At 61.8% G+C, this 21,716-nt stretch carries 23 protein-coding genes and 1 tRNA gene; 11 read left to right on the forward strand and 13 right to left on the reverse strand.

Annotated elements, in window-relative coordinates:
• Window positions 1–93: 93 nt before the first annotated feature.
• Entirely contained in the window at window positions 94–258 is a 165-nt protein-coding gene (locus tag C0V97_RS18425; RefSeq protein WP_158625443.1) for a hypothetical protein, read from the reverse strand.
• Between the two features lie 54 nt (window positions 259–312).
• Here C0V97_RS18425 and C0V97_RS15140 point away from each other — a divergent pair, with 54 nt between their 5' ends.
• The 4 genes from C0V97_RS15140 to dcd all read left to right on the forward strand — a co-directional run bounded on the left by C0V97_RS15140 (window position 313) and on the right by dcd (window position 2,626).
• Window positions 313–1,494: a glycosyltransferase family 4 protein gene (locus C0V97_RS15140; protein ID WP_127103404.1), complete on the forward strand. Its 1,182-nt coding sequence runs from the start codon at window positions 313–315 to the stop codon at window positions 1,492–1,494.
• The gene (locus C0V97_RS15145) at window positions 1,491–1,685 is read left to right on the forward strand and encodes a hypothetical protein (protein WP_127103405.1); all 195 of its coding nucleotides are present in this window, start codon (window positions 1,491–1,493) and stop codon (window positions 1,683–1,685) included. Before C0V97_RS15140 ends, C0V97_RS15145 begins: the two co-directional genes overlap by 4 nt.
• Before the next feature lie 12 nt (window positions 1,686–1,697).
• Window positions 1,698–1,991, forward strand: coding sequence for a putative quinol monooxygenase (locus C0V97_RS15150; RefSeq protein WP_199751920.1), 294 nt, complete (start codon window positions 1,698–1,700; stop codon window positions 1,989–1,991).
• An 83-nt stretch (window positions 1,992–2,074) separates the two neighbouring features.
• Window positions 2,075–2,626 carry a dCTP deaminase gene (dcd, locus tag C0V97_RS15155; RefSeq protein WP_025841649.1) on the forward strand — a complete coding sequence of 184 codons (552 nt, stop codon included), beginning with the start codon at window positions 2,075–2,077 and terminating at the stop codon, window positions 2,624–2,626.
• A 30-nt stretch (window positions 2,627–2,656) separates the two neighbouring features.
• Here dcd and hrpB read toward each other — a convergent pair whose 3' ends face one another.
• Window positions 2,657–5,176, reverse strand: coding sequence for an ATP-dependent helicase HrpB (gene hrpB / locus C0V97_RS15160; protein ID WP_127103406.1), 2,520 nt, complete (start codon window positions 5,174–5,176; stop codon window positions 2,657–2,659).
• Between the two features lie 64 nt (window positions 5,177–5,240).
• Here hrpB and C0V97_RS15165 point away from each other — a divergent pair, with 64 nt between their 5' ends.
• Window positions 5,241–7,394 (forward strand): protein-disulfide reductase DsbD, encoded by a 2,154-nt coding sequence (locus C0V97_RS15165; RefSeq protein WP_127103407.1) that lies wholly within the window; start codon window positions 5,241–5,243, stop codon window positions 7,392–7,394.
• A gap of 408 nt (window positions 7,395–7,802) precedes the next feature.
• Here the strand turns inward: C0V97_RS15165 and C0V97_RS15170 are convergent, their stop codons facing one another.
• Window positions 7,803–8,738 (reverse strand): AraC family transcriptional regulator, encoded by a 936-nt coding sequence (locus tag C0V97_RS15170; protein ID WP_127103408.1) that lies wholly within the window; start codon window positions 8,736–8,738, stop codon window positions 7,803–7,805.
• 228 nt (window positions 8,739–8,966) lie between these two features.
• On the opposite strand from C0V97_RS15170, the gene C0V97_RS15175 reads away from it, so the two are divergent.
• On the forward strand, window positions 8,967–9,698 hold the full coding sequence (locus tag C0V97_RS15175; RefSeq protein WP_127103409.1) for an SDR family NAD(P)-dependent oxidoreductase: 732 nt from the start codon (window positions 8,967–8,969) through the stop codon (window positions 9,696–9,698).
• Window positions 9,699–9,775: 77 nt separating this feature from the next.
• Here the strand turns inward: C0V97_RS15175 and C0V97_RS15180 are convergent, their stop codons facing one another.
• Window positions 9,776–10,723 (reverse strand): cupin domain-containing protein, encoded by a 948-nt coding sequence (locus tag C0V97_RS15180; RefSeq protein ID WP_127103410.1) that lies wholly within the window; start codon window positions 10,721–10,723, stop codon window positions 9,776–9,778.
• 150 nt (window positions 10,724–10,873) lie between these two features.
• Between C0V97_RS15180 and C0V97_RS15185 the strand changes: the two genes are divergently transcribed.
• Both C0V97_RS15185 and C0V97_RS15190 read left to right on the forward strand, forming a co-directional pair.
• Window positions 10,874–11,773: a LysR family transcriptional regulator gene (locus tag C0V97_RS15185; protein WP_127103411.1), complete on the forward strand. Its 900-nt coding sequence runs from the start codon at window positions 10,874–10,876 to the stop codon at window positions 11,771–11,773.
• Between the two features lie 157 nt (window positions 11,774–11,930).
• The gene (locus tag C0V97_RS15190; protein WP_127103412.1) at window positions 11,931–12,323 is read left to right on the forward strand and encodes a DUF805 domain-containing protein; all 393 of its coding nucleotides are present in this window, start codon (window positions 11,931–11,933) and stop codon (window positions 12,321–12,323) included.
• Window positions 12,324–12,445: 122 nt separating this feature from the next.
• Here the strand turns inward: C0V97_RS15190 and C0V97_RS15195 are convergent.
• The 7 genes from C0V97_RS15195 to hisG form a co-directional block, all read right to left on the reverse strand.
• A tRNA-Phe gene (locus C0V97_RS15195) sits at window positions 12,446–12,521 on the reverse strand.
• 28 nt (window positions 12,522–12,549) lie between these two features.
• Window positions 12,550–12,735 carry a DNA gyrase inhibitor YacG gene (locus C0V97_RS15200; protein WP_127103413.1) on the reverse strand — a complete coding sequence of 62 codons (186 nt, stop codon included), beginning with the start codon at window positions 12,733–12,735 and terminating at the stop codon, window positions 12,550–12,552.
• On the reverse strand, window positions 12,732–13,808 hold the full coding sequence (locus C0V97_RS15205) for a ribonuclease E/G (protein ID WP_127103414.1): 1,077 nt from the start codon (window positions 13,806–13,808) through the stop codon (window positions 12,732–12,734). The genes C0V97_RS15200 and C0V97_RS15205 overlap by 4 nt, the downstream gene beginning before the upstream one ends.
• Window positions 13,805–14,464 (reverse strand): nucleoside triphosphate pyrophosphatase, encoded by a 660-nt coding sequence (locus C0V97_RS15210; RefSeq protein WP_127103415.1) that lies wholly within the window; start codon window positions 14,462–14,464, stop codon window positions 13,805–13,807. Before C0V97_RS15210 ends, C0V97_RS15205 begins: the two co-directional genes overlap by 4 nt.
• Window positions 14,424–14,642: a translation initiation factor IF-1 gene (infA, locus tag C0V97_RS15215; RefSeq protein WP_023979930.1), complete on the reverse strand. Its 219-nt coding sequence runs from the start codon at window positions 14,640–14,642 to the stop codon at window positions 14,424–14,426. The genes C0V97_RS15210 and infA overlap by 41 nt, the downstream gene beginning before the upstream one ends.
• 160 nt (window positions 14,643–14,802) lie before the next feature.
• Window positions 14,803–16,098, reverse strand: a complete 1,296-nt coding sequence (gene hisD / locus C0V97_RS15220) for a histidinol dehydrogenase (protein ID WP_127103416.1) — start codon at window positions 16,096–16,098, stop codon at window positions 14,803–14,805.
• Window positions 16,095–16,802, reverse strand: coding sequence for an ATP phosphoribosyltransferase (gene hisG, locus C0V97_RS15225; RefSeq protein WP_127103417.1), 708 nt, complete (start codon window positions 16,800–16,802; stop codon window positions 16,095–16,097). Before hisG ends, hisD begins: the two co-directional genes overlap by 4 nt.
• Window positions 16,803–17,025: 223 nt before the next feature.
• Here hisG and C0V97_RS15230 point away from each other — a divergent pair, with 223 nt between their 5' ends.
• Together C0V97_RS15230 and C0V97_RS18730 are read left to right on the forward strand one after the other, a co-directional pair.
• The gene (locus C0V97_RS15230) at window positions 17,026–17,898 is read left to right on the forward strand and encodes an aldo/keto reductase (RefSeq protein ID WP_127103418.1); all 873 of its coding nucleotides are present in this window, start codon (window positions 17,026–17,028) and stop codon (window positions 17,896–17,898) included.
• A 61-nt stretch (window positions 17,899–17,959) separates the two neighbouring features.
• Entirely contained in the window at window positions 17,960–18,454 is a 495-nt protein-coding gene (locus tag C0V97_RS18730; RefSeq protein ID WP_127103419.1) for a hypothetical protein, read from the forward strand.
• Between the two features lie 37 nt (window positions 18,455–18,491).
• Here the strand turns inward: C0V97_RS18730 and murA are convergent, their stop codons facing one another.
• Both murA and C0V97_RS15245 read right to left on the reverse strand, forming a co-directional pair.
• Window positions 18,492–19,754 carry a UDP-N-acetylglucosamine 1-carboxyvinyltransferase gene (murA, locus tag C0V97_RS15240; protein WP_127103420.1) on the reverse strand — a complete coding sequence of 421 codons (1,263 nt, stop codon included), beginning with the start codon at window positions 19,752–19,754 and terminating at the stop codon, window positions 18,492–18,494.
• Between the two features lie 120 nt (window positions 19,755–19,874).
• Window positions 19,875–20,486, reverse strand: coding sequence for a Crp/Fnr family transcriptional regulator (locus C0V97_RS15245; protein ID WP_233582207.1), 612 nt, complete (start codon window positions 20,484–20,486; stop codon window positions 19,875–19,877).
• Between the two features lie 291 nt (window positions 20,487–20,777).
• Between C0V97_RS15245 and C0V97_RS15250 the strand changes: the two genes are divergently transcribed.
• The gene (locus tag C0V97_RS15250) at window positions 20,778–21,584 is read left to right on the forward strand and encodes an OmpW family protein (protein ID WP_127103421.1); all 807 of its coding nucleotides are present in this window, start codon (window positions 20,778–20,780) and stop codon (window positions 21,582–21,584) included.
• Window positions 21,585–21,716: the final 132 nt, after the last annotated feature.

Consider the following 21,716-nt stretch of genomic DNA (forward strand, 5'->3'; position numbering starts at 1 on the left):
CTCCGGCCCTTTTTCGTACCCGCACGTCGAAGAGACTCTTCGATCCCCTGACACGCCATGCACCTAGCCAGAGATCGGGACCGACGACCCGCATCACGTTGGGGCGCGCGCCAGCCCTTTCAGTCTGGCGCAGACCATGAACGCGAAAGGCGGTGCTTTCACGACTGCCTTTTGGCGATCCTTTCTGACGTTATCCCGACGCAGCAGCGTTCCGCGATAGGCTATGGGCATTTGGGGCACGGGACGGGGGTTTTTCATGACGCCGGATTCTTTCCTCTCCCTGAGGCGGCCGCTTCATGCTACCCGCAACCCATGTCACGCCACTGCCCTCATATACTTCAGGTTCTCCCGGCCCTTGGCACGGGGGGGATCGAGCATGGCACAGTGGAGATGGCCGAGGCGATCGTGAGAGCCGGTGGGCGCGCATTCGTTGCAGGGGCTTCGGGCCCGCTGCTGCCGCGCCTGCTTTCTGTCGGGGCACGTCATATCGACCTGCCTCTCGGGCAGAAATCGCCGCTCGCCATTCTGCGCAACAGCCGCGCCCTCGCCCAGATCATCCGCGAGGAACGCATCGATCTCGTCCATGCCCGCTCGCGGGCGCCCGCCTGGGCGGCGTGGCATGCGACAAGACGCACAGGCACACCTTTCGTGACCACCTGGCATGGCGTGCACAAGGCCAGTTTTCCCGGCAAGAAGCGCTATAACTCCGTACTCGCACGGGGAGCACGCGTGATTGCCATCAGCAGCTATATCGCTACCCGCCTGCGTGAGGATTATCGTGTGGGCCAGGACAGGCTGCGGCTGATCCCGCGCGGAGCCGACATGGCCCGTTTCGACCCCGCCCTGATCAATGGGGCGCGGATGCAGGCGCTGGCAGAGAAATGGCAGGTGCCCCCCGGCACGCCCGTGATCATGCTGCCAGGCCGCCTGACACGCTGGAAAGGGCAATTGCTTCTGCTGCGCGCAATGGCGATCCTTCAGGCCGAGATGCCGGGGCCGTGGCTTGCCGTACTGGTCGGACCGGCTGATCCCAGGGACAGTTACGTGCAGGAGATCGAGGCCACGGCCCTGCGCCTGGGTCTGCGCGAGCGTCTGCGCTTTGCCGGACTGTGTCAGGATATGCCGGCAGCCTATGCCCTGGCCGATGTAGTGGCCGTTCCGTCTCTTCGCCCGGAGCCCTTTGGCCGTGTGGTGATCGAGGCGCAGGCCATGGGCCGCCCCGTTGTGGTGTCGGCCCAGGGAGGCGCCATGGAAACGGTGCTTCCCCATCGCACGGGGCTTCTGGTCCCGCCGGATGACGCCCCAGCGCTGGCAGAAGCCCTCTGCCAGATTCTGACTCTCTCCGAAGGCGCGCGGGATCTTCTGGCTGAAACTGCGCGTCATCACATTGCAGAAAACTACACGACCCGGCAGATGCAATCGGCCACGCTCGCTGTCTATGATGAGCTGCTCGGTACCGGTTTGTCGGACCAGTTTCGGGACCTTGATCAATGACTACACCACCGCGCGCCACCCCGACCCTGACCGAGAAGGCTCAGGCCGATCTCGACAAGCGTCTGGCGCGTGAGGCCGCAGCCCTGCGCGCCAATCTGCTGCGTCGCAAGGCGCAGGTGCGCAACCGTGCGGTCAAGGCTCCCGAAGACCAGGAAACGCCGCCCGCGCGCGACGATTCCGCCTCATCCTGAAAGGATTACCCCATGTCCAAGGTTCTTTATGCGACCATGCGCGCCCTGCCCGGCAAGCGTGAGGAAATCGCCCAACTGCTCACCGCACTGGCCGATGACGTGCGCGGCGAACCCGGCAATGAACGCTTTGTGGTCTACACCCTTGAGGAAGATCCGGACTTCTTCCATGTCGAGGAGACCTACAGGGACGAAGACGCTTTCAAGGCCCATATGGGCATGGAACATGGCAAGGTCTTCAACAATGCCATCAAGACCCTGGTCGAAGGCGGCGGCTCCAAGGTCGTGTTCCTCACCCATATCGCCTGAGCAGCACCGTTCGGTTTGCAGAGACACGCCCGCAAGGCTAGACCTGCAAACCCTTCTCTCCCTTACGAACCGGAAGTAATGCCATGCCCATCATGCCAGATAGCTGGATCCGTCAGATGGCCCAGGAAAAGGGCATGATCGAGCCCTTCGTCGAGGCGCAGAAACGCGAGGGCGTAATCTCCTACGGGCTGTCTTCCTATGGCTATGACGCACGCGTAGGCGAGGATTTCAAGATCTTCACCGATGTCGATAATGCCGTGGTGGACCCCAAGCAGTTTGCTGCAAACAGCTTCGTGACGCGCACAGGCGACATCACCATTCCACCCAACAGCTTCGCCCTCGCCCATACGGTCGAATATTTCCGCATCCCGCGCGACGTGCTCGTGGTCTGCCTCGGCAAGTCCACCTATGCGCGTTGCGGAATCATCGTGAACGTGACCCCGCTGGAACCCGAATGGGAGGGGCAGGTCACCATCGAAATCAGCAACACAACCAAGCTGCCCGCACGTATCTACGCCAATGAGGGCATCTGCCAGTTCCTGTTCTTCCAGGGCGCCTCTCCCTGCGAGACCAGCTATGCCGATCGCGCCGGCAAATACATGAAGCAGCTCGGCGTCACGACACCCCGCCTCTGAGCGCCGCTCGACGTCGAAGGGGCGCGCAGCTCAACGTCGACGGGGCGGGGGCGGGCTGGCCGTTGAGGGATCTTCCGGCCAGTCATGTCTGGGGTAACGCCCGCGCATGTCGCGCCGCATATCGGCCCAGCCTGTTTTCCAGAAGGCCGCAATATCAGCCGTGATCGCCTGAGGACGCCCCGCAGGAGATAGAAGCGCGAATTGCAGCTTCACCTGTCCATTGGCCAGACGCGGTGTTTCCTTGAGCCCGTAAAAAGCCTGGGCCCGCGCCGAAATGGTGGGCGTTGGATCGCAGTAATCGATGGCAGGCTGCGCCCCTGGCAGACTCAGGCTGGTTGGCAGGTCCTGATCGAGCCGCCTGAGTTGTGCATAATCCAGCCTCTGGCGCAGCAGCGTCAGCAGATCCAGCGCCTGAACCTGAGAGAGTTTCGTCATGCCCTCCATATAGGGCAGCAGCCACTCATCGAGCGTTGCCACAAGCGTGTCGTCGTCCGCCGCAGGCAAGGTCTCGTCCAGATGGGCACGCGCCAGGGCAAGGCGGGCGCGGAACTGATGACAGGCATCGGTCCAGCCCAGACTGCCCGCAGGATCGGCCCTGATACGCCCCAGAAGAAGGTCCTGTATCTCCTCGGGGGCCGCAGGCGCCGAGCGATCGCGCAGCACGAGCGTGCCAAGACGCAGACGCCTGCGCGCAATCACATTCCCCGTTGCAGTATCGAGGGCCGTTTCGACCTGTTCTTCCGTCCGGGCCAGCAGGGTTCGGGGCAGATCGTTCAGATCAAGCGGGGCCGCCAGACAGATTTCGGTGGCTGTGCGCATATGCAGGGAAGGCGCCACAAGCAGCGTTTCACGCGCCATCGGGTCGATGGCGCTCAAACGCGCCGAGCCCCCCCCGGACAGGCGGTACCGCCCTTTTTCACCAGCCGCCATGGCCACGCGATCAGGGAAACCCGCCGCGAGAAGCGCCGGCGCACAGGAAGGATCGAGCGGAAGACGCTGATTCAGGGCAAGCCGCTTCTGGTAACGCTGCGCGGATTGGCGAATGCGCGCCAGACTGGCCCGATCCGCCTGCGGATGGAAATCGGCTTCATCAATGAGTGCAAGGCGCGTCTGGATATCCGCTAGCGTGGCAGGGTTGCGTTGCCCCGGTACGACCCGCGGGCGCAACGGGTCACGCTCCTCAAGCAGAGCGGCCAGGGCGGCGGCGGTGGCTTTTTCGGGCGGAGTGCGGGCCGCGCACATCATCGCCGCCAGACGGGGCTGGGCCCCCAGACGCGCCATCGCGCTGCCGAGCTTCGTGATATGTCCCGCCGGATCGAGTGCGCCAAGAGCCTGCAGCAATGCGATTGCGGCCTGGCGTGCGCCCTCGGGCGGGGCATCCAGCAGGGCAAGAGCCTCGGGTGGCGTCCCCATCACCTCCCGCCAGGCTGCGACGTCGAGGCAATGGCCGCTCAGATCGCTGGCCAGGATTTCGGGCAGATCATGAGCAATCAGGGCGCGTCCTGTGGCTTCCGTCCACAGGCGCACGGCAATACCTGGCGCCTCGCGACCTGCACGGCCCGCGCGCTGCGTTGCCGTGGCACGCGAGACGCGGAGCGTTTCGAGGCGCGAAAGGCCCGAACCAACATCGAGTCTCGGCTCGCGACGGAACCCGCCATCGACCACAAGCCGGACACCCGGCACAGTCAGAGAGGTTTCGGCAATCGAGGTGGCCAGTACCACCTTGCGGCGCGTGTCGGGCTTCAGCGCCAGATCCTGCTCGCGTGTATCGAGCTCGCCATAAAGCGGCAGAACCAGGGCTTCCACGCCCTCAAGCGCAGAGGCACACCGACGAATCTCCCCCACACCGGGCAGGAAGGCGAGGATATCCCCCTCTTCCTCGGCCAGAAGCCCGCGGATGGTCCGGGCCATGACGTCAGGCAACTCGCGCACAGCGGCCAGATCGCGTCTGGCGTGACGGATCTCAAGCGGGTAGGCCCGCCCCTCGCTTTCCACCAGCACACCATCGAGAAGGGTGGTGAAGGCGCGCCCGTCCGTTGTGGCAGACATGGCAACCAGACGCAGTTCGGGCCGCATAGTGCGCTGCAGATCGAGCGCAAATGCCAGCGCCGTATCGAGATCGAGCGAGCGCTCATGCACTTCGTCGAACAGGATGCAGGCCGTATCCTCTAGCAACGGGTCGGTCAGCAGCCGTCGCAGCAGAAGCCCCTCTGTCACCACCTCGATCCTTGTGGCTGCGCTGACCGCAGAATCGGTGCGGGTGCGATAGCCCACCCTTCGCCCGACCGGCTCATCCAGCAGAGATGCCATGCGATGCGCGGCGCTACGCACGGCCACGCGCCGTGGCTCGACCACCAGAATGCGCCCCTCCTGACGCCAGGGGGCTTGTAAAAGATGAAGTGGCACCAAAGTCGTCTTGCCTGCCCCCGGCGGGGCGACCAGCACGGCGTTGCGCGCCGAGTCCAGTGCAGCCTGCAAGGCGGGCAATGCTGCGGAAACAGGAAGAACGGGGAGCGAAATGAGATTGGCGGGCGATATCGGACCGGTCATAATGACCTCTATGGCGCGTCCACAGGGCGCTCGGCAATTCTCTTCCCTCACTGCGATCGGTCTCATGCTGCGTAAGCTGTCTCCCCTTGCCTCTCTCCTGACCGCCTTCGGGGCTCTTTCCCTTGCTCCCGCCCTGACCCCTGCCGTTGCCGCAGAGAGCGCGCCGGTCCCTTCCGCCCATGATATCGCAACTCTTGTGACGGATCGCGATGCTGTCAGGCCGGGTGAAACCCTTCATGTGGGCTTGCGTCTCCAGCTCAAGCCCGGATGGCATACCTATTGGCTCAATGCGGGCGATGCCGGTGAGGCCCCGACGCTGAAAACCACCGCCACTGGTGCCCTGAGCGGCCAGAGCGAGACGATTGCCTTCCCGACGCCCGTGCGCATCAGCGAGGGCGGGCTGATGTCCTATGCCTATACGGGCGACGTGCTGTTGCCCCAAACCCTGAAACTCACGGGGAGTGCTGGAACTGGAACGGCAACGCTCAAGGCCCATGCAGAATGGCTGGTCTGCGCCTCGACCTGCGTACCCGAAAGCGGTGATTTCTCGCTCAACCTGCCGGCCTCCCCCGATGCACAGGGCAAGACGACACCCAATAGTTCGGCAGAGGGCCCGCTTTTCATCCATGCTGCCCAATCAAGCCCAGTACCCTCGCCCTTCGCGGCCTCGGTATCGTCCGAGGGCCTGCTGAGTTTGAGTGGGCAGGGCCTTTCGGCGGAGAGCGTGAAACGTGCCTGGTTCATGCCCTCCGTGACCGGGGTGATCGATCAGGTCGCGCCGCAGACGCTCGACGTGAAAACGGGCAAGGTCACGCTCAAGCTGAGCTGGATCGATCCGTCCCATCGCCCCCCAACGCTTGAGGGCATTGTGGTCTTGCAGGACGCGGCTGGACAACAGACCCCGCTCTGGATCACGACAGGTTCTGCGATGCCCGGCGCCGGAGCCTCGTCCCCGTCCATCGTAGCACAAACGCCCGTTATACCGCCCAACGCTGAAGGCGCCTTGTGGAAGATGCTGGTCTTTGCCTTTCTGGGCGGACTCATCCTCAATCTGATGCCTTGCGTCTTCCCCGTCCTGGCCATGAAAGCCTTTTCATTGGCCCGGCTGGGGGGCTCGCATCGTCATGAGCAGATCCAGAGCGCCTTGGCCTATACGACTGGCGTGATGGGCAGCTTTGCCGCCCTGGGTGTCGCCATGATCGTGCTGCGCAGCGTCGGTTCGGCGGCTGGGTGGGGATTCCAGTTCCAGTCACCTGTCTTCGTGGTTGGCGTGGCGTGGCTGCTGGTCATGATGGCCCTGAACCTTCTGGGCGTCTTCGAGGTCACATTGGGCCGTATCGGTCAGGATGTGACCCCGCGTCATGGCGTCTGGGGCGATATGCTCACCGGTCTTCTGGCCGTGATCGTGGCCACACCCTGTACAGCCCCCTTCATGGGGGCGGCCATCGCCGCAGCCCTGAGCGGTCCGGCCTGGGCCGGTCTGGCCCTGTTTCTTGCCATGGGTTTCGGCTTGGCCTCGCCCTATGTCGCCATTGCCACTATTCCGTTTCTTGCGCGTCATATGCCCAGACCTGGGGCCTGGATGGCCGTGCTCAAACAGGCGTTGGCTTTCCCTCTCCTGGGAACATCGGTCTGGCTTTTCTGGGTAGCCTGCGTTCAGCGTGGTGCCATGATCCTGCCGGTCGGACTCGGCGGTGCCGTAGCCCTCGGCATGGCAGCATGGCTGTTCGGTACGACCCAGCGCCAGGCCATGATCCGGGGGGCGACACGGTCCGTCGTCATCGGACGCGCCATCGCTCTGCTGGCGCTCCTCCTGGCTGCTGCCAGCCTCACCCGCCTTGACGACGCCGCTGCCGATAGCCGCCCGATTACCACACCGGGTGAAATCGGGATCGTCGCCTTTGCGCCCGAAAAATTGGCCAGCCTGCGCGATGAGGGCAAGCCGGTCTTCATCGACATGACGGCGGCCTGGTGCATCACCTGCATGGTCAATGAGCGTGTAGCCCTGCAATCGGCTCAGGTGAAAAAAGCCTTCGAGGAAAAAGGCATCACCTACATGAAGGGTGACTGGACCAATCGCGATGAGACGATCAGCGCGTTCCTGCGTGAGCACGGGCGCGATGGCGTTCCGCTTTATGTCTATTACGCCCCGCACAAGGACGGCACGATCCTGCCCCAGATCCTGACGGCCTCGACTGTCCTCGACGCCATCAAGTGACTCCTCTCAGCCGCACGCGTCTCCAGTCAGATCGCGTTCGGCACTGCGGAAAAACCAGGGAAAGTCTGTATCCCTGCGGGACATCAGACGTGGTTCCCCCCAAAGCCTGACCCCATATAGAGGTGACCATGGTTCTTCCGCCCCGAGGCCGGGGGCGACTGAGTCGCATTTGTCTGGCTGCTCCCGGAGACAGGACGAAGCAGGTCAGCGCGGCTGTCTTCCTGAACAGGGCGCGGATGAGCGCAGCCCGTGAGCAGGACAAGCACTCCGCAACAGGTCAAACGGCGCATTGATCTCCTCCCCTGAGAGGGAGCAACTCTGCGCCCTGACGGCTTGCAGGCCAAGTCGCGAGAGAGTGAGGGTTTGTAACATTCATCGTGGTGTCCCGGAGGGGCTGCGCCGCAACAATCAGATCCATACGTCCTCGTTCATCTCCCGATAGCGGGCAACGCCGATCTCGCGGATGCGGGCAACATCCTGATGGGGAGGCAGCCCGTAGATCAGCTTGTAATCCCGGGTGAAATGCGAAGGGCTCTCGTAGCCAACCGCAAAACCTGCATCGGCTGCGAGCCGATCCTCATGCAGCATCAATCGTCGGGCTTCCTGCAAACGCAGTCTCTTGCGGTACTGCACCGGCGAGAGCCCTGTGATCTGCTGAAACTTGCGATAAAAGGTCGATTGTCCCATTCCCGCGAGTTCAGGCAGCCTCAGGGGCGAAGTATCCTCCGTGAAATGGGCCCGCATATGGGCAAGGGCGCGATTGATGCGCGATGCGTCGCTTTTCTGGTCGGCGATCTCGTGCAGTACATGACCCTGATCGCCCAGAAGCACGCGGTAGAGCAGTTCCTGCTTGATGAGCGGTGCCATGAAACCATGTTCCCCCTCATCAAGCGCGCGCAGCAGGCGATGAATCAGGGTGAGCAGATCCGGTGTCACCCGACTGAGCCCCAGACTGGCCGCGAGCGGTGCGTTCAAATCGGGCTGGATGCCGGATCGGACGATGATCTCGCTTATTTCCTCAGGGTCGAAGGCAATACAGGCCGCCAGATAAGGCGCCTCCGGCGTGGCACGGGTAATATGCCCTGAGAGCGGCAGGTCCACGGTGGCGACCAGATAGTGGTTCTCATCGTAGTGGAAACTGCGCTTGTGAATCGTGACGGTCTTCGCACCTTGCAGGATCAGATAGATGCGCGGCTCGTAAACGACGAGCAGCGGATCCGTCGTGTTGTCGCAGCGATACAGCGTCAGATCCGCGATTGGCGTCTGTGTGCTCTTGCGCGGGCAATGCCGCCGGATGAGCGCCTGAACCGATGCGAGGGTGTCGGATGTGCCTTCGGATTTCATAACGCCACCCTTGCAAGATGAGCGAAAAAGGCAAGTTTTTCGCAATGGCGCGATAACGCTGCCCGCCGACCCCCCCGCATAAAGAACCCGTTCCTCACGACTGGAACGGCGCTTTTTTTGGGGGGGGGAAGACCGACACCATGCTTGAGCTTCTGATCCTCTCGGACGCCCTCAGAACATACGGGCTCAGCGCCCTCTATCGTTTTCTCCATATAAGGAAGATCGATCATGACCAGTAAAGTCGCTCTCGTCACCGGTGCCAGCCGCGGCATTGGCGCCGGCATTGCCCGCCAACTGGCCGGTGAAGGCTATGACATCGCCTTTTCCTACCCCCATGACGCTGCAGGAGCACAGGACACGATCCGTCAAGTCGAGGCTTTGGGTCGACGGGCCCTGGCCGTCCAGGCCGATGGCAGCACGACAGCAGGGAATGAAAAAATCGTGGCCGAGACTATCCGAGTTTTCGGGCGTCTCGACGTACTCGTCTGCAATGCAGGCATGTACCCCAAGGGTACGATCGATGAAATCACGGTTGACAGCATCGAGGCCGTGCTCAACCTCAATGTGCGTGGTCCGATGATCGAGACCATGTGCGCTATCCGCCATATGAAAGCAGGAGGGCGTATCGTCCTGATGGGATCGTCCTTCGGCGGTCGGGCGCCATTACCGGGCCTCTCCCTCTATTCGGGCACCAAGGCAGCCCTGCGAGGCTTTGCCCAGGGTGTAGCGCGCGATCTGGGAAGCCGCGGCATTACAATCAACGTGGTTGAACCAGGACCGGTCAATACGGCCATGAACCCCTCCAACACCCCTGCCGCCGCCATGCTGGCCAGCCATGTCGCTACGGGAGCCTATGGCGAGATCGACGACATCACGAATGTCGTGTCTTTCCTCGTCAATGAGCGATCGAGCTACATCACCGGCTCGGCACTGGCGGTCGATGGCGGGTTGCTTGCCTGAAACACGCGTTTGGCACCCCGGTTTTAGCCCCTCGGGACGAGGTGCCGGGACCGGGACCGGGACCGGGCCTGCCCGCGTCAGCCTCCGAAGCGGATATCAAGCGTGCGCAGATATGTCTGCAGACCGGCATCCTGAATCGGAATCAGGCGAGCCTCCTGATCTGACTCGTTGAAATGGGCATGCCAATGTCCAGGCGGCGTGACAAAAGCGCATCCGGCCTCCCAGTCTACTCGGACAGGATTGGCGATCTGACCGGCCTCGTTCAGCGTCTCACCCACGAGCGAATAACATCCCGGCGCGCAGGAAACGATATAGTCCAGCGCGATGGACTGATGGCGATGCGGTTTCTGAGCGCTCCGCGCGCCGATACTGCCATACATCGCCCAGAGCACATGGGTGATTGTCCGGGTGAGCGGAAATTCCTTGGCGGCCAGGAGAACGCTGACACGATTACGCTCTGCCGCTGCGGGATGCGCCATCACCTCGGCGAGCGCCGCCTGCGCCTGCTCGGCAGGAAACAGGACCGGATCGAAGCGACGTTGGTCTGCAGTCACGCCAAGATAGGTCAGTAGCGGCGCATCACTCACATGATAGAGCGTCGCTGTCTGCTCGGCCTCAAGCGCAATGCCGTCAGGCCCTGGCACAGCAAAGAAATCACCCTCTTTCCACACGAACTCGGTCGTTCCGGACACGGCGCTGCCTCTGCCACTGATTACATAGAACGCCATTGAGGTCGCATTGGGCGAGAGCGCGATTTCCTCGCCCGGCAGGATACGCACAAAGCTTGCCAGCAAGCCGGGCCCGGTGGCCGGAGCCGCGCATTTGAGCGCCGCGCTGAGATCCAGGGGCACAGTGCGGGTCTCTCCCGCGTTGTAGAGAGAGGGCGGGAAGAAATGATAGGGCACGGGTGGGGTCAAGCTCGGCCGAACCGGATTAGCAGCCTTGCTGTATTCATGGATCTCACCAGCGGAAACCGGGGTCGCACGCCGTAACAGAGGCAATCCTGAACGGGTATGGGTCGTCATGAACCTTCTCCTGCCTAGACGATGTCAGGTGAGGGCCTGGCTTACGCCTTCATTAGGAGGAGCATCCACAGGTGTCCTGGCAAATGAGTATTGCGAGATGCGCAAGATCTTCCTACGGCATTATTCGTTGTAACTTCCTGGGAGGGGATCGTGGACTACCTGCAAGCCATGCGCTATTTCGTGACGGTTGCAGAATCCGGCAGCTTCTCCCGAGCTGCGGCGCACCATCATGTCGAGGTCTCCACGATCTCACGGCATATCGTCGCGCTCGAGCGGGATCTGCGCGCGGCACTCTTCAACCGATCGACGCGCATGATCCATCTGACGGAGGCCGGGCATCTGTTCCATGAACGCGCCCAGCATCTCCTGGAGGAAATGAGCGAGACGATTACTGTCGTGCGCGAGCATAACGCCCGCCCGCAGGGCGTTCTCAGGATAGGTGTCTCTCCGCTTCTCGGTCGTCGCTCGCTCCTGACAGCCCTGACCCCGTTTCTGCATCGTCATAAGAAGATCACGCTCGATCTCACACTCACGGAGGAGACAGCAGACCCGATTGGCGGAGGCTATGACGCGACGCTCCATGTAGGTGGACTGCCAGAGTCGAGCCTCATCCTGCGTCAACTCGGCCCGCTGGCTTATCGTCTGGTCTGCGCCCCCTCTATTCTGACCAATGAAAAGCACCTGCTCGGTGTAAATGATCTTGCCCGGAGCGCCTGCCTCGCGACAACGGAGAACCCCGACTGGCGTGCCATCCCTCGTGAGGGACGCGTGCCCCCTTCCCTGCCGCCTCTCAGGCCGCGCCTGTGCAGCCGCGATGTGGATACCCTCTATGAGGCGGCCCTGGCCGGGGCGGGCACTGCCCTCCTGCCTGAAATCATCGTCCGTGAAGCACTGGCGAGCGGCATGCTCGTTCCTGTGCTCGAACAATATCACTGGTGCCCCGGCGAAACCGATCCTTCCATTGCCCTGCTTTATGCCCCGAAGAAAGTCGTCTCGGCGAAGCTGAGAGCTTTCATCGAGACCATGCAGGCCTGGTCGGCACAGATCTGAGAAATTTCACTTGCGATGCAGGAAGTGAGATGGCGCAACCTCAACACGCAAATCCTTGAATCCGAAGCGTGGTTGGTGCTCTAGCAGCGTTGAGGAGATCTGTTTTCAGACGCCACGCATCATGCGAGTATGAAAAACAGAAAAGGAAAAAAAGAAAATGACCTCCCTCCTTTATTCTCTCAAATGCGCGTTTCAGTTCTCAGGCCGCAGCTCACGTAGTGATTATCTCATATTCACCATCGCCGGCTGGTTCTTTGCGGGAATATTTACCCATTTTTCGCAGCTCGGTGCGCTGGATCCCGAGAATTACGGGCCACAAGGCAAGATCATCCTGCTTGTGCTTGTCATCCTCATGGTCCTCGCCCTGATTTATGTCGCTATCGCACAGTTGAGCCTGAGCGTTCGCCGCTGTCATGATTGCGGCTGGTCAGGCTGGGCGGTTCTGATCACATTGATCCCGTTCGTAGGTGTCATCGTCCTGATGGTCGTGCGTGGAGAAGACGGCGAGAACCGATATGGCAAATCAGCTGGCGTTCCGTGGGTGCAATAATCCCCTCAAGGAGGCGTCGTTCAGCCTCGCCCTCCCTCGGGAGGGCATTCAGCCCCTTGAAAACACGGCGTATCGTAACCGCATTTCATGAAGACTGGATCTGTCGAATTTTTCGGAAGAAGTGGTGCCCAAGACCGGAATCGAACCAGTGACACTGCGATTTTCAGTCGCATGCTCTACCAACTGAGCTACTTGGGCACCGGCACCGCTCGGTGTGAGAGGGGGTTTACTCCAGAGTGTTCCGGGGATCAAGCGGGGGAGGAACGATTTTTTCGTCATCCTCATCCGGCAGGGCCGGAATGCTGTAGCTCTCGCTGAACCAGCGCCCCAGGTCGATATCGGCGCAACGCTTGCTGCAAAATGGCCGGAAGGCCTCCACACCGGGTCGTTTGCAGATCGGACAGGAACTCATGGGGTGAAACTCCAAACGCGATCCGGATAATCCGGGTCCATGACCAATGTCAGTGACGCGCCCCAGTCCAGGGCAAACCCCGCCATGGCGTCACGATCCGCCTCCAGTGCGCGCACCACGCCTACAGACGCGCGCAGTTGCGGCTTGCCGGCTCTCCCCCGCCCTTCTTTCTCGCGCAGGATCGTACGAAGCGCCGCAAGCGCATGACCACCGGGGCTGTTCGTCAGTTCATGCAAGGCGGGACGACCGCGTGTGCGCACGACTTCCAGCAGCCCGAGCGCGGTTGCGCCCAGAGCCTTTGCCTGCTGCGGATCATCTGTCAGAGCCTCGGCCAGAAACGGCACGAGCGCCGGACGTTTGCGCAGGGCCACCCCTGCCGGATCGATCAGGATCGCTCCACTCAGATTGCGCATCCGAATTTCTGCAGCCAGGGCTGAGAAGGCCTGACGATTGGCTGTAAATCCGTCTATCTGGCGTCTCTGATCAGGGTTCGGATCATCCAGATCGATCGCGGTCAGGGCCGGTGTGGGGGTAATGGTGGCGCAGAGCCCATGGGGCAGCGGCGTCTGGGCGGCCATCAGATCGTCACAACGCGCGTCAAGAACGCTGTCGAAAGCCTGGCCCACACGCTCGAGGCGCGACCTGAGCGCAACCGGTAGAAGCGCCATCAGCGCCGGTGCATCGCACAGAATGGGTGCATCAGGATAACGGGCAGCGAGTGTTTCCAGCGGCGTCGGGCCACGACCCAGAACTTGGGGCGCCTCACACGCTTGTGGGAGCACTCCGTGTGGCTTGAGACGTAGTCCCTTGCCATTCTGGGCGCTACGGGTCACGCGCGCCGCAACCAGCGCCCCTTCCTGATGGGTCCCCGTCAGGAAGCCGGTCCCGCCTCCGGCAAGGGTGACAAAGGCGCCTCCGAGCGCCGCGGCGGCTTTCTGCACGCGCACGGCATGGACGTCGCCATAGCCATCGGACATGCCGGGGCGCCAGAGCGCGAAATCGATGAGAGTCTCATCATCGCAGACAGCAATGCGCGCTTCGCCGGGCGACCAGGCGAGGCGACATTCCCTCATGCGATGAACCGGTAGGGCTGTCCGCGCAACATCTGGGCAGTTTCGAACAGGGGAAGGCCGATCACCGCCGAAGGGCTGCCTCCGACATAGCGGATGAGCGAGGCCGCAGCACCCTGAAGGGCGTAGCCCCCGGCTTTGCCCTGCCAGTCTCCCTGATCGAGCAGGGCGGCAATCTGGGCTTCGGTCAGGCGCGAAAAGGTCACATCTGTCTCGACCAGACGTTCCACCACCCGCCCCTCATTCCAGAGAGCGCTCGGCATGACGCAAACGGCTGTGAGTACGGTATGGCGCCTGCCTGACAAAAGGCGCAGGCAGCGCTCGGCAGTGGCGCGATCCTCTGCCTTTGGCAGGATACGACGCCCCACGGCGACGAGCGTATCCGCTGCGAGCACGAGGGCGCGACCCTCGCAGCGCGCAGCCACGGTCTCGGCTTTCATACGGGCAAGCCGCGCTACACACAGGCGTGGCGTCTCGTTCTGTCGGGGCGATTCGTCCAGTTCGGCCGCGTCGATACGATCGGGAATAAGCCCGATCTGGCGCAGGAGGTCGACCCGTCTTGGCGACGCCGAGGCGAGGACCAGCTCCGGCCTTGTGCCGTCGGTCACGAAAACGCTCTTACTTGAAGCGGAAGGTGATGCGGCCCTTGGACAGGTCATACGGCGTCATTTCGACATTCACGCGGTCACCGGCGAGAACACGAATACGGTTCTTGCGCATCTTGCCGCTCGTATGGGCGAGAATGGTGTGTTCGTTGTCGAGCGTGACGCGAAACATGGCATTGGGCAGCAGCTCGGTAACCGTGCCGCTGAATTCGATCATGTCTTCTTTTGACATCTGAGTCCTTTAGACTGTGCGCTGGTAAGGGCCGGAACAGACCCGGCAGGAAGAATTCTGCCGCGTATGTGCTGACTCAGCGCCGTTCCGTCAAGTTTCTTGCTCATTTTGCGGGCGAAAAGGAGGGTATCTCCCCTTCCTTCACACCGCCGATTGCGTCTCAGCCAAGTGCGTCGAGTCGGGCCGACAAGCTGAGCGCATGGGCGTGAAGGCCTTCCGCCCGTGCCAGTCTGGCTCCGGCGGGGCCGACCGAACGCAGCCCGTTGGCATCGGCTGCGATCGTGGTGGTCCGCTTGAGAAAATCGAATACTGAAAGCCCCGAAGCGAAACGCGCCGTGCGGCTGGTGGGCAGAACGTGGTTCGGGCCGCCCACGTAATCACCCACCGCCTCGGGGCAGTTGCGGCCAAGGAACATCGCCCCGGCATGACGGATCATCGCTGCAAAGGACTCGGGCTCCTCAAGCATGACCTCGAGATGTTCGGAAGCGAAGCGGTTGGCGATAGCAGCGGCTTCCTCCCAGTTGTCCACGATCACCACAGCGCCATGATCGGCCCATGATCTGCCTGCAATGGCCGCACGCGGCAGGGTTTTCAACTCTGTCTCGACAGCCTCTACCACGCGCCTGGCAAATTCAGCATCATCGGTAATCAGCACTGCCTGAGCCAGTTCGTCATGCTCGGCCTGGGCCAACAGGTCCAGCGCGACAAAGCGCGGCTCGTTGCGGTTGTCGGCCACAATCACGACCTCGGACGGCCCGGCAATGGAGTCGATACCGACATGGCCGAATACCTGACGCTTCGCCTCAGCCACATAGGCATTGCCCGGACCGACAATGCGATCCACCGGCTGGACGGTCTGGGTTCCATAGGCAAGAGCCGCTACCGCCTGGGCCCCGCCGACACGATAGATCTCGCTCACACCGCAGACCCGCGCAGCCGCCAGAACCAGAGGATTCAGCACGCCATCGGGACAGGGCACGCACATGGCAATACGCTCGACCCCTGCCACGCGGGCCGGAAGCGCGTTCATCAGCACCGAGGACGGATAGGCCGCCTTGCCGCCGGGCACGTAAAGCCCGACGGCATCGAGCGGGATCCAGCGCATCCCGAGTGTCAGTCCTGCCTCATCCGTATAGGACAGGTTCGCTGGCATCTGGGCACGATGGAAGGACTCGATGCGCGACGCAGCGAGCGTCAGCGCTTCCATGAGTTCTGCATCGACCTTATCTGCCTCATGGGCAATCTCGTCAGCCGAGATGCGCAAGGTGCCGGGGGTCAGCGTGAGCCGATCGAAGCGCGTCGTGTAGTCGCACAAGGCGGTATCGCCCTGCACGCGCACTGCGGCGATGATATCGCGCACAGGCGCCGCCACGCTGGTCTCGACGGCGCTGCGATCAGTCAGAAGGACCGAAAGACGGGACTCGAAATCGGCTTCGTTGGTCTGGAGCCATTTCATGCGACATTCTCCTGAAGCGCGTCGCGAAAGCGTTCGATCAGGGCACGAATGGCGTCGGGCCGGGTCTTGAGAGCAACGCGATTGACGATAAGGCGGCTCGTGACATGCGCGATGACATCGGTTTCGTGCAGACCATTGGCCTTGAGGGTCGAGCCCGTATCCACCAGATCGACGATGACGCTGGCCATGTCGAGCGTGGGGGCAAGCTCCATGGCACCGTGCAGATGCACGATCTCGGCATTCACACCCTTTGCGGCGAAATGGCGCCGCGTGATGGTGGGATATTTCGTGGCAACCCGCAGATGCGAACTCGCAGCCTGATTGTCATGCGCGCCCGTGCCTACGGGACGCGCGATGGAAATGCGACACCCCCCGATACCGAGGTCGAGGGGCGCATAGATGTCGGGATAATCGAACTCCATCAGCACATCGGCGCCGCAAACACCGATCTGTGCGCCGCCATGCGCCACGAATGTCGCGACATCGAAGGACCGTACGCGCACGACATCGACCTGCGGATCGAGCGTCGGAAAGCGCAGGCTGCGTGTTCCCTCGCCGATCGCGCTGCCATCACGGAACAGCCCCGTCCGCTCCAGCACAGGGCCGAGCGCCTTGAGAATGCGTCCCTTGGGCAGCGCCAATATGAGGGGCGCGTCCTGATCAGGGGCTGAGGAGATGGGGGCGGGATCGATTGCGGCGTTCATGACGTGCCCTCCCTATCACAGTCTGGCGCGCGCAAGAACCGGGAGCGCTGGGTGTTTTTGCGCTGCTTCATGGCCCTGCCTGCATCGCGTACCGGTTGCCCCGCCTTCCTGGGCAGCGCGCTCACGCAGTGATGACCGCCAATCCGGCCGCGCCTGCAACCCTCGGCCATCCGATCCGCTAGACAGGGAAAGAATGACCCTATGGGAAAGACAGGAGCCCCTCATGTCTCACAGCGACTTTACCCCCAATCTCGCTACGGCAACCCCGCGTGTCGATGAAGAGCAGAACCATCTGAATCTCAATGACGGGACGCGTATCCCGCAATTCGGGCTTGGCGTTTACAAGACACCCGCCGACGAAACCGCCGAGATCGTCCGCTACGCCGCCAAGGCCGGATACAAGATGGTCGATACGGCGGCCTTCTATGGGAATGAGGAAGGGGTAGGAGATGCCCTGCAGGACTTCCCCGATCTCTATACCTCGACAAAGCTCTGGGCATCGGATCTGGGCTATGACGCAGCCCTGCGCGCCTTTGACATCAGCGCCCGCAAGCTACGACGCGATGTGGTCGACCTTTATCTGATTCATTGGCCGATGCCGAAAACGGATCTTTTCGTCGAAAGCTGGAAAGCGATGATTCACCTAAAAAACGAGGGTCGCATCCGCTCTATCGGCGTCTGCAATTTCCAGCCCGAGCATCTGACCCGTCTGATCGAGGAAACAGGCGTCAAGCCCGTGCTCAACCAGATCGAACTGCATCCGGCCTTCCAGCAGAAGGAATTGCGCGCCTTCAACGAATCGCTGGACATTCGGACCGAAGCCTGGAGCCCACTCGGGCGTGGAACGGGGCTTGATGGCGAAATCATCACCAGCATCGCCCATAAACATGGCAAGACACCGGGTCAGGTCACGATCCGCTGGCATCTGGATCAGGGAAATGTCGTCATCCCGAAATCAGCGCACCAGAAGCGTATCGACGAGAATTTCGATGTGTTCGACTTCACACTCGATGCAGAGGATATGGCGCGTATCGCCACTCTGGACCGGGCGGATGGACGTACAGGCCCTAACCCTTACACAGCCGATTTTTCCTGATGTAACAAAACGCCTCCAAATGTGACAGCGCCTCGGGTGCGGGATCTGCCACTCTCGCCCGATGACTATTCAGCCCCCCTCTCCAAGCGGGACCACCCGTCACTATCGCGTCGGCACTTCGGGTGGTGTCCTGTTATGTGCCTTGTCGCTAGGTGGGTATTGGGGGGCCAATGCGCGGGCGGCGGAGGGCCAGACCGCGTATTTCATGCCGCCACCGCAGGGTCTCACCCATTCGGTGTCAACCCGCCCCGCCCCGCTCAAGGGTCTCGCGGCTGGCAGCCCGAGTTTTACGCTTCAGGCCAGTGTACCCAGCAAGGTATTTCCTGAACCGGATCTCGCCACGCTTTTACGCCGTCATACGCCGATCACGATCGAACACCGCACCGAATCACCGATTGCGTTCGAGAAGGGCGTGACGACGATATTCGCCCTACCGGTTTCCGGGGTGAAGGGGCTCGACCTGACGGCCAGCTTCTTTGCGGGACATCGCGACACCCGGCTCGGCGCGCCGCCGGGCTCAGCCGCCATCACGGGAGGCCTGCGTTTTCGCTGGTGACTCTGCCCAGGCTTCCGTGAGAGGCAGTCCCTGTTTCTTACTCGCGAATACGCTCGATATCCGCTCCAACGGCGGAAAGCTTGCGATCGACTGCCTCATAGCCGCGATCCAGATGGTAGATGCGGCTCAGCGAGGTTTCCCCCTGCGCACCGAGTCCGGCAAGAATCAGTGAGAACGAGGCACGCAGATCGGTCGCCATGACGGGAGCACCGGAAAGATGATTCACGCCGCGAATGATGGCGGATGACCCGTGCACGTTGATCCGTGCGCCCATACGGTTGAGTTCGGGCACATGCATGAAACGATTCTCGAAAATCGTCTCCGTCACCATCGACGCGCCTTCGGCCACGGCGAGCATGGCCATGAACTGGGCCTGCATGTCCGTGGGGAAGCCAGGGTAAGGCTCGGTCATGATATCCACGCCCTTGAGAGCGCCCGTACGGCGCACACGAATGGCGTTTTCCTCTTCCAGCACCTCGACACCGGCTTCCTCGAGAGTACGCACCACGGCACCCAGATCACGCACGCGGCCACCGATCAGGCGCAAATCGCCTCCCGTGATACCCGCAGCGCAGGCATAGGTGCCGCATTCGATGCGATCGGCCATGATGGCATGCTGGGCGCCGGTCAGTGCCTCGACACCATCAATGACCAGCGTCCCGGTCCCTGCCCCGGCGATGCGTGCGCCCATGCGGTTCAGACACTCGACCAGATCGCTGATCTCGGGCTCACGCGCCGCATTGACGATTTCGGTACGTCCCTTGGCCAGAGTGGCCGCCATGAGCAGGTTCTCGGTCGCACCAACCGAGGCGAAAGGCAGGACGATACGATCGCCCACCAGACCGCCCGGCGCGCTGGCGTTGATGTACCCATTTTCGAGGCGAATGGTCGCCCCCAGGGTCTCGAGTCCCTTCAGATGCAGATCGACCGGGCGCGTCCCAATGGCGCAGCCGCCGGGCAGGGAAACACGCGCCTCATGGGCGCGGGCCAGGAGCGGACCGAGCACGAGAATCGAGGCGCGCATCTTGGAAACAATGTCATAAGGCGCTTCGACCGAGGTGATCGGGCCACCAATCGACAGGGTACGCCCCTCCGCATCGACCGGGTCGACCGCAATGCCATGCTGACGCAGCAGGGTCTGCATGGTCTCGATATCGGCGATCTTGGGGACATTCGACAGGATGAGACGCTCGGACGTCAGAAGCCCCGCGACCATGAGCTTGAGACCGGCATTCTTGGCGCCACCGATCACGATCTCGCCTTCAAGACGCCTGCCGCCACGTATGATGAAACGGTCCATGATCTCTAGCTCCTGAAGGATGAGGCTCTCGCGGGAAAGTGTCCTCTCTCCCCCGTCATCATGGCTGCGTCAAGGCATCAATTGGGCATGGTCGGGCCGCATCTTCCGCCCGGCAAGCCCTTACCCGCCACGAGCCAGAGTTTCGAGCGCAGGCAGGCTTAAAAGCGTGATCTGCGTCACCTGGGTGATGGCGATCAGTTTCTCGCGCTGCAGCGCATTGAGCGTACGGCTGACCGTTTCGATCGTAAGACCGAGATAGTCCGCAATCCCGGTGCGGCTCATCGGTAGATGAATAACGATCTCCTTTGTGGAGGAGCGATGATGCTGCTCAAGCAGGAAGCTTGCCAGACGCTCGCGCGCCGTCTTGCGCCCCAGGAGAAGCATGCGCTTTTGCGCCTGAACCAGTTCGCGCGAGGCTTCCTCCATCAATCGATGCTCGATATCAGGGAATTCGCGCTTGAGGATATTGAGCCCCGTACGGGAAAAGCGGCAAAGGGAAACCGGGCCGAGCGCCTCTGCACTGAACCCGTAAGTGGACCCACTGGCCAGCCCGAGAAAATCGCCGCTCTGTGCGAAGCCCGTGATCTGGCGACGCCCATCGGGCATCAGCGCAAAGATCTTGACGTGACCGGAAGTGACGATGAAGAAATCACTGGCGGGCTCCCCCTCCTGAATGAACGTCTTGCCCGCCATCACGGCCAGACGATGGGAGTATTGAGCGAGTCGAGTCATATCGTCCGGATCGATCACGGAACAAATGCTGCGCGGTCGTGCTTCGCAGTGGAGGCATTGCCCGCAGTTGCCACAAGATCCGAGCATGCTGATACTGTCCCTGGTCTGAACATCCATGACGAACTCGGTCCTCTTTTTTTATTCTTATTCTTGTTTCGTTAACATTAAGTCATATACTGTGGCCAAATCCCCACGGTCGAACACTTGAGTGTCACCGCTTTGACATGGATCAAGGCAGCGCATCATAGCGCATGGTGAGAGAACGTCACTGTTTAATAACGGATGACGTCGATGAAGACCTCTTTCAAAATCTCGAGCGCGCTGCTCACCGGCTTTGTTGCAGCCGCCGTCGCGGCCCCTGCCGCCCAGGCACAGAACGCCCCGGTCGTGAACGCTCCCGTTTCCACCAACATGGTTCTGGCCCCTCAGGCACAGGCCATGGCGGCACCCCGCGCCTCCTCAAGCGATGAGTGCGGCCTGTTCAAGACCTGCTCGAGCACCAAGATCGGTCTTGGCAAGGGCGATTTCATCGTGCGTCTGTCGGCTCTCGGCGTCATTCCGGAAGATCGCGACAGCAAGCTCTGGCTGAATGGCTCGGCTATACCGGGTCATGTGAAGACCACCAACCAGGTCATGCCGGAACTGACGTTCGAATATTTCTTCACCGATAATATTTCGATCGACCTGATTGCAGCCAGCACCCGCCATGAAGTGGCTGCCAAGGGCACGCCGCTTGGGAATATCGATGTCGGTAGCGCCTGGGCTCTGCCCCCCACCATCACGCTGGCCTGGCACTTCCGCCCGCACAAGCGCTTCAACCCCTATGTGGGCGTGGGTGCAACGCTGGCATGGTTCCATAACGTGTCCCCCGCCGGTGGCCTCGTGCAGAAGCTCAATGTCGGCGTGACGGGCGGCCCGTCGGTCAATGTCGGCTTCGATTATCAGCTGGTCGGCAACTGGTTCTTCAACATGGATGCCAAGCAGATGTTTCTGCGCATGCATGCCTGGGCCAATGACCGTGGGTCGGGCGCCTTCATCAAGGCCCATGACTCGCTCGACCCGACTGTGGTCGGTGCCGGTATCGAATACCGCTTCTGATTTCCCCTCCCCGGGACAATCAGTAAACGAGGCCGCCCGGATACCGGGCGGCCTTTTTTATTACCGGCCACAGGATATGACCTGCTCTCGACTTCGCTTCGGAAAGTTGCACTCCCGGGAGCGTCTCCAGCC

The organism is Asaia sp. W19, from assembly GCF_003994335.1.
Taxonomy (GTDB): Bacteria; Pseudomonadota; Alphaproteobacteria; order Acetobacterales; family Acetobacteraceae; genus Asaia.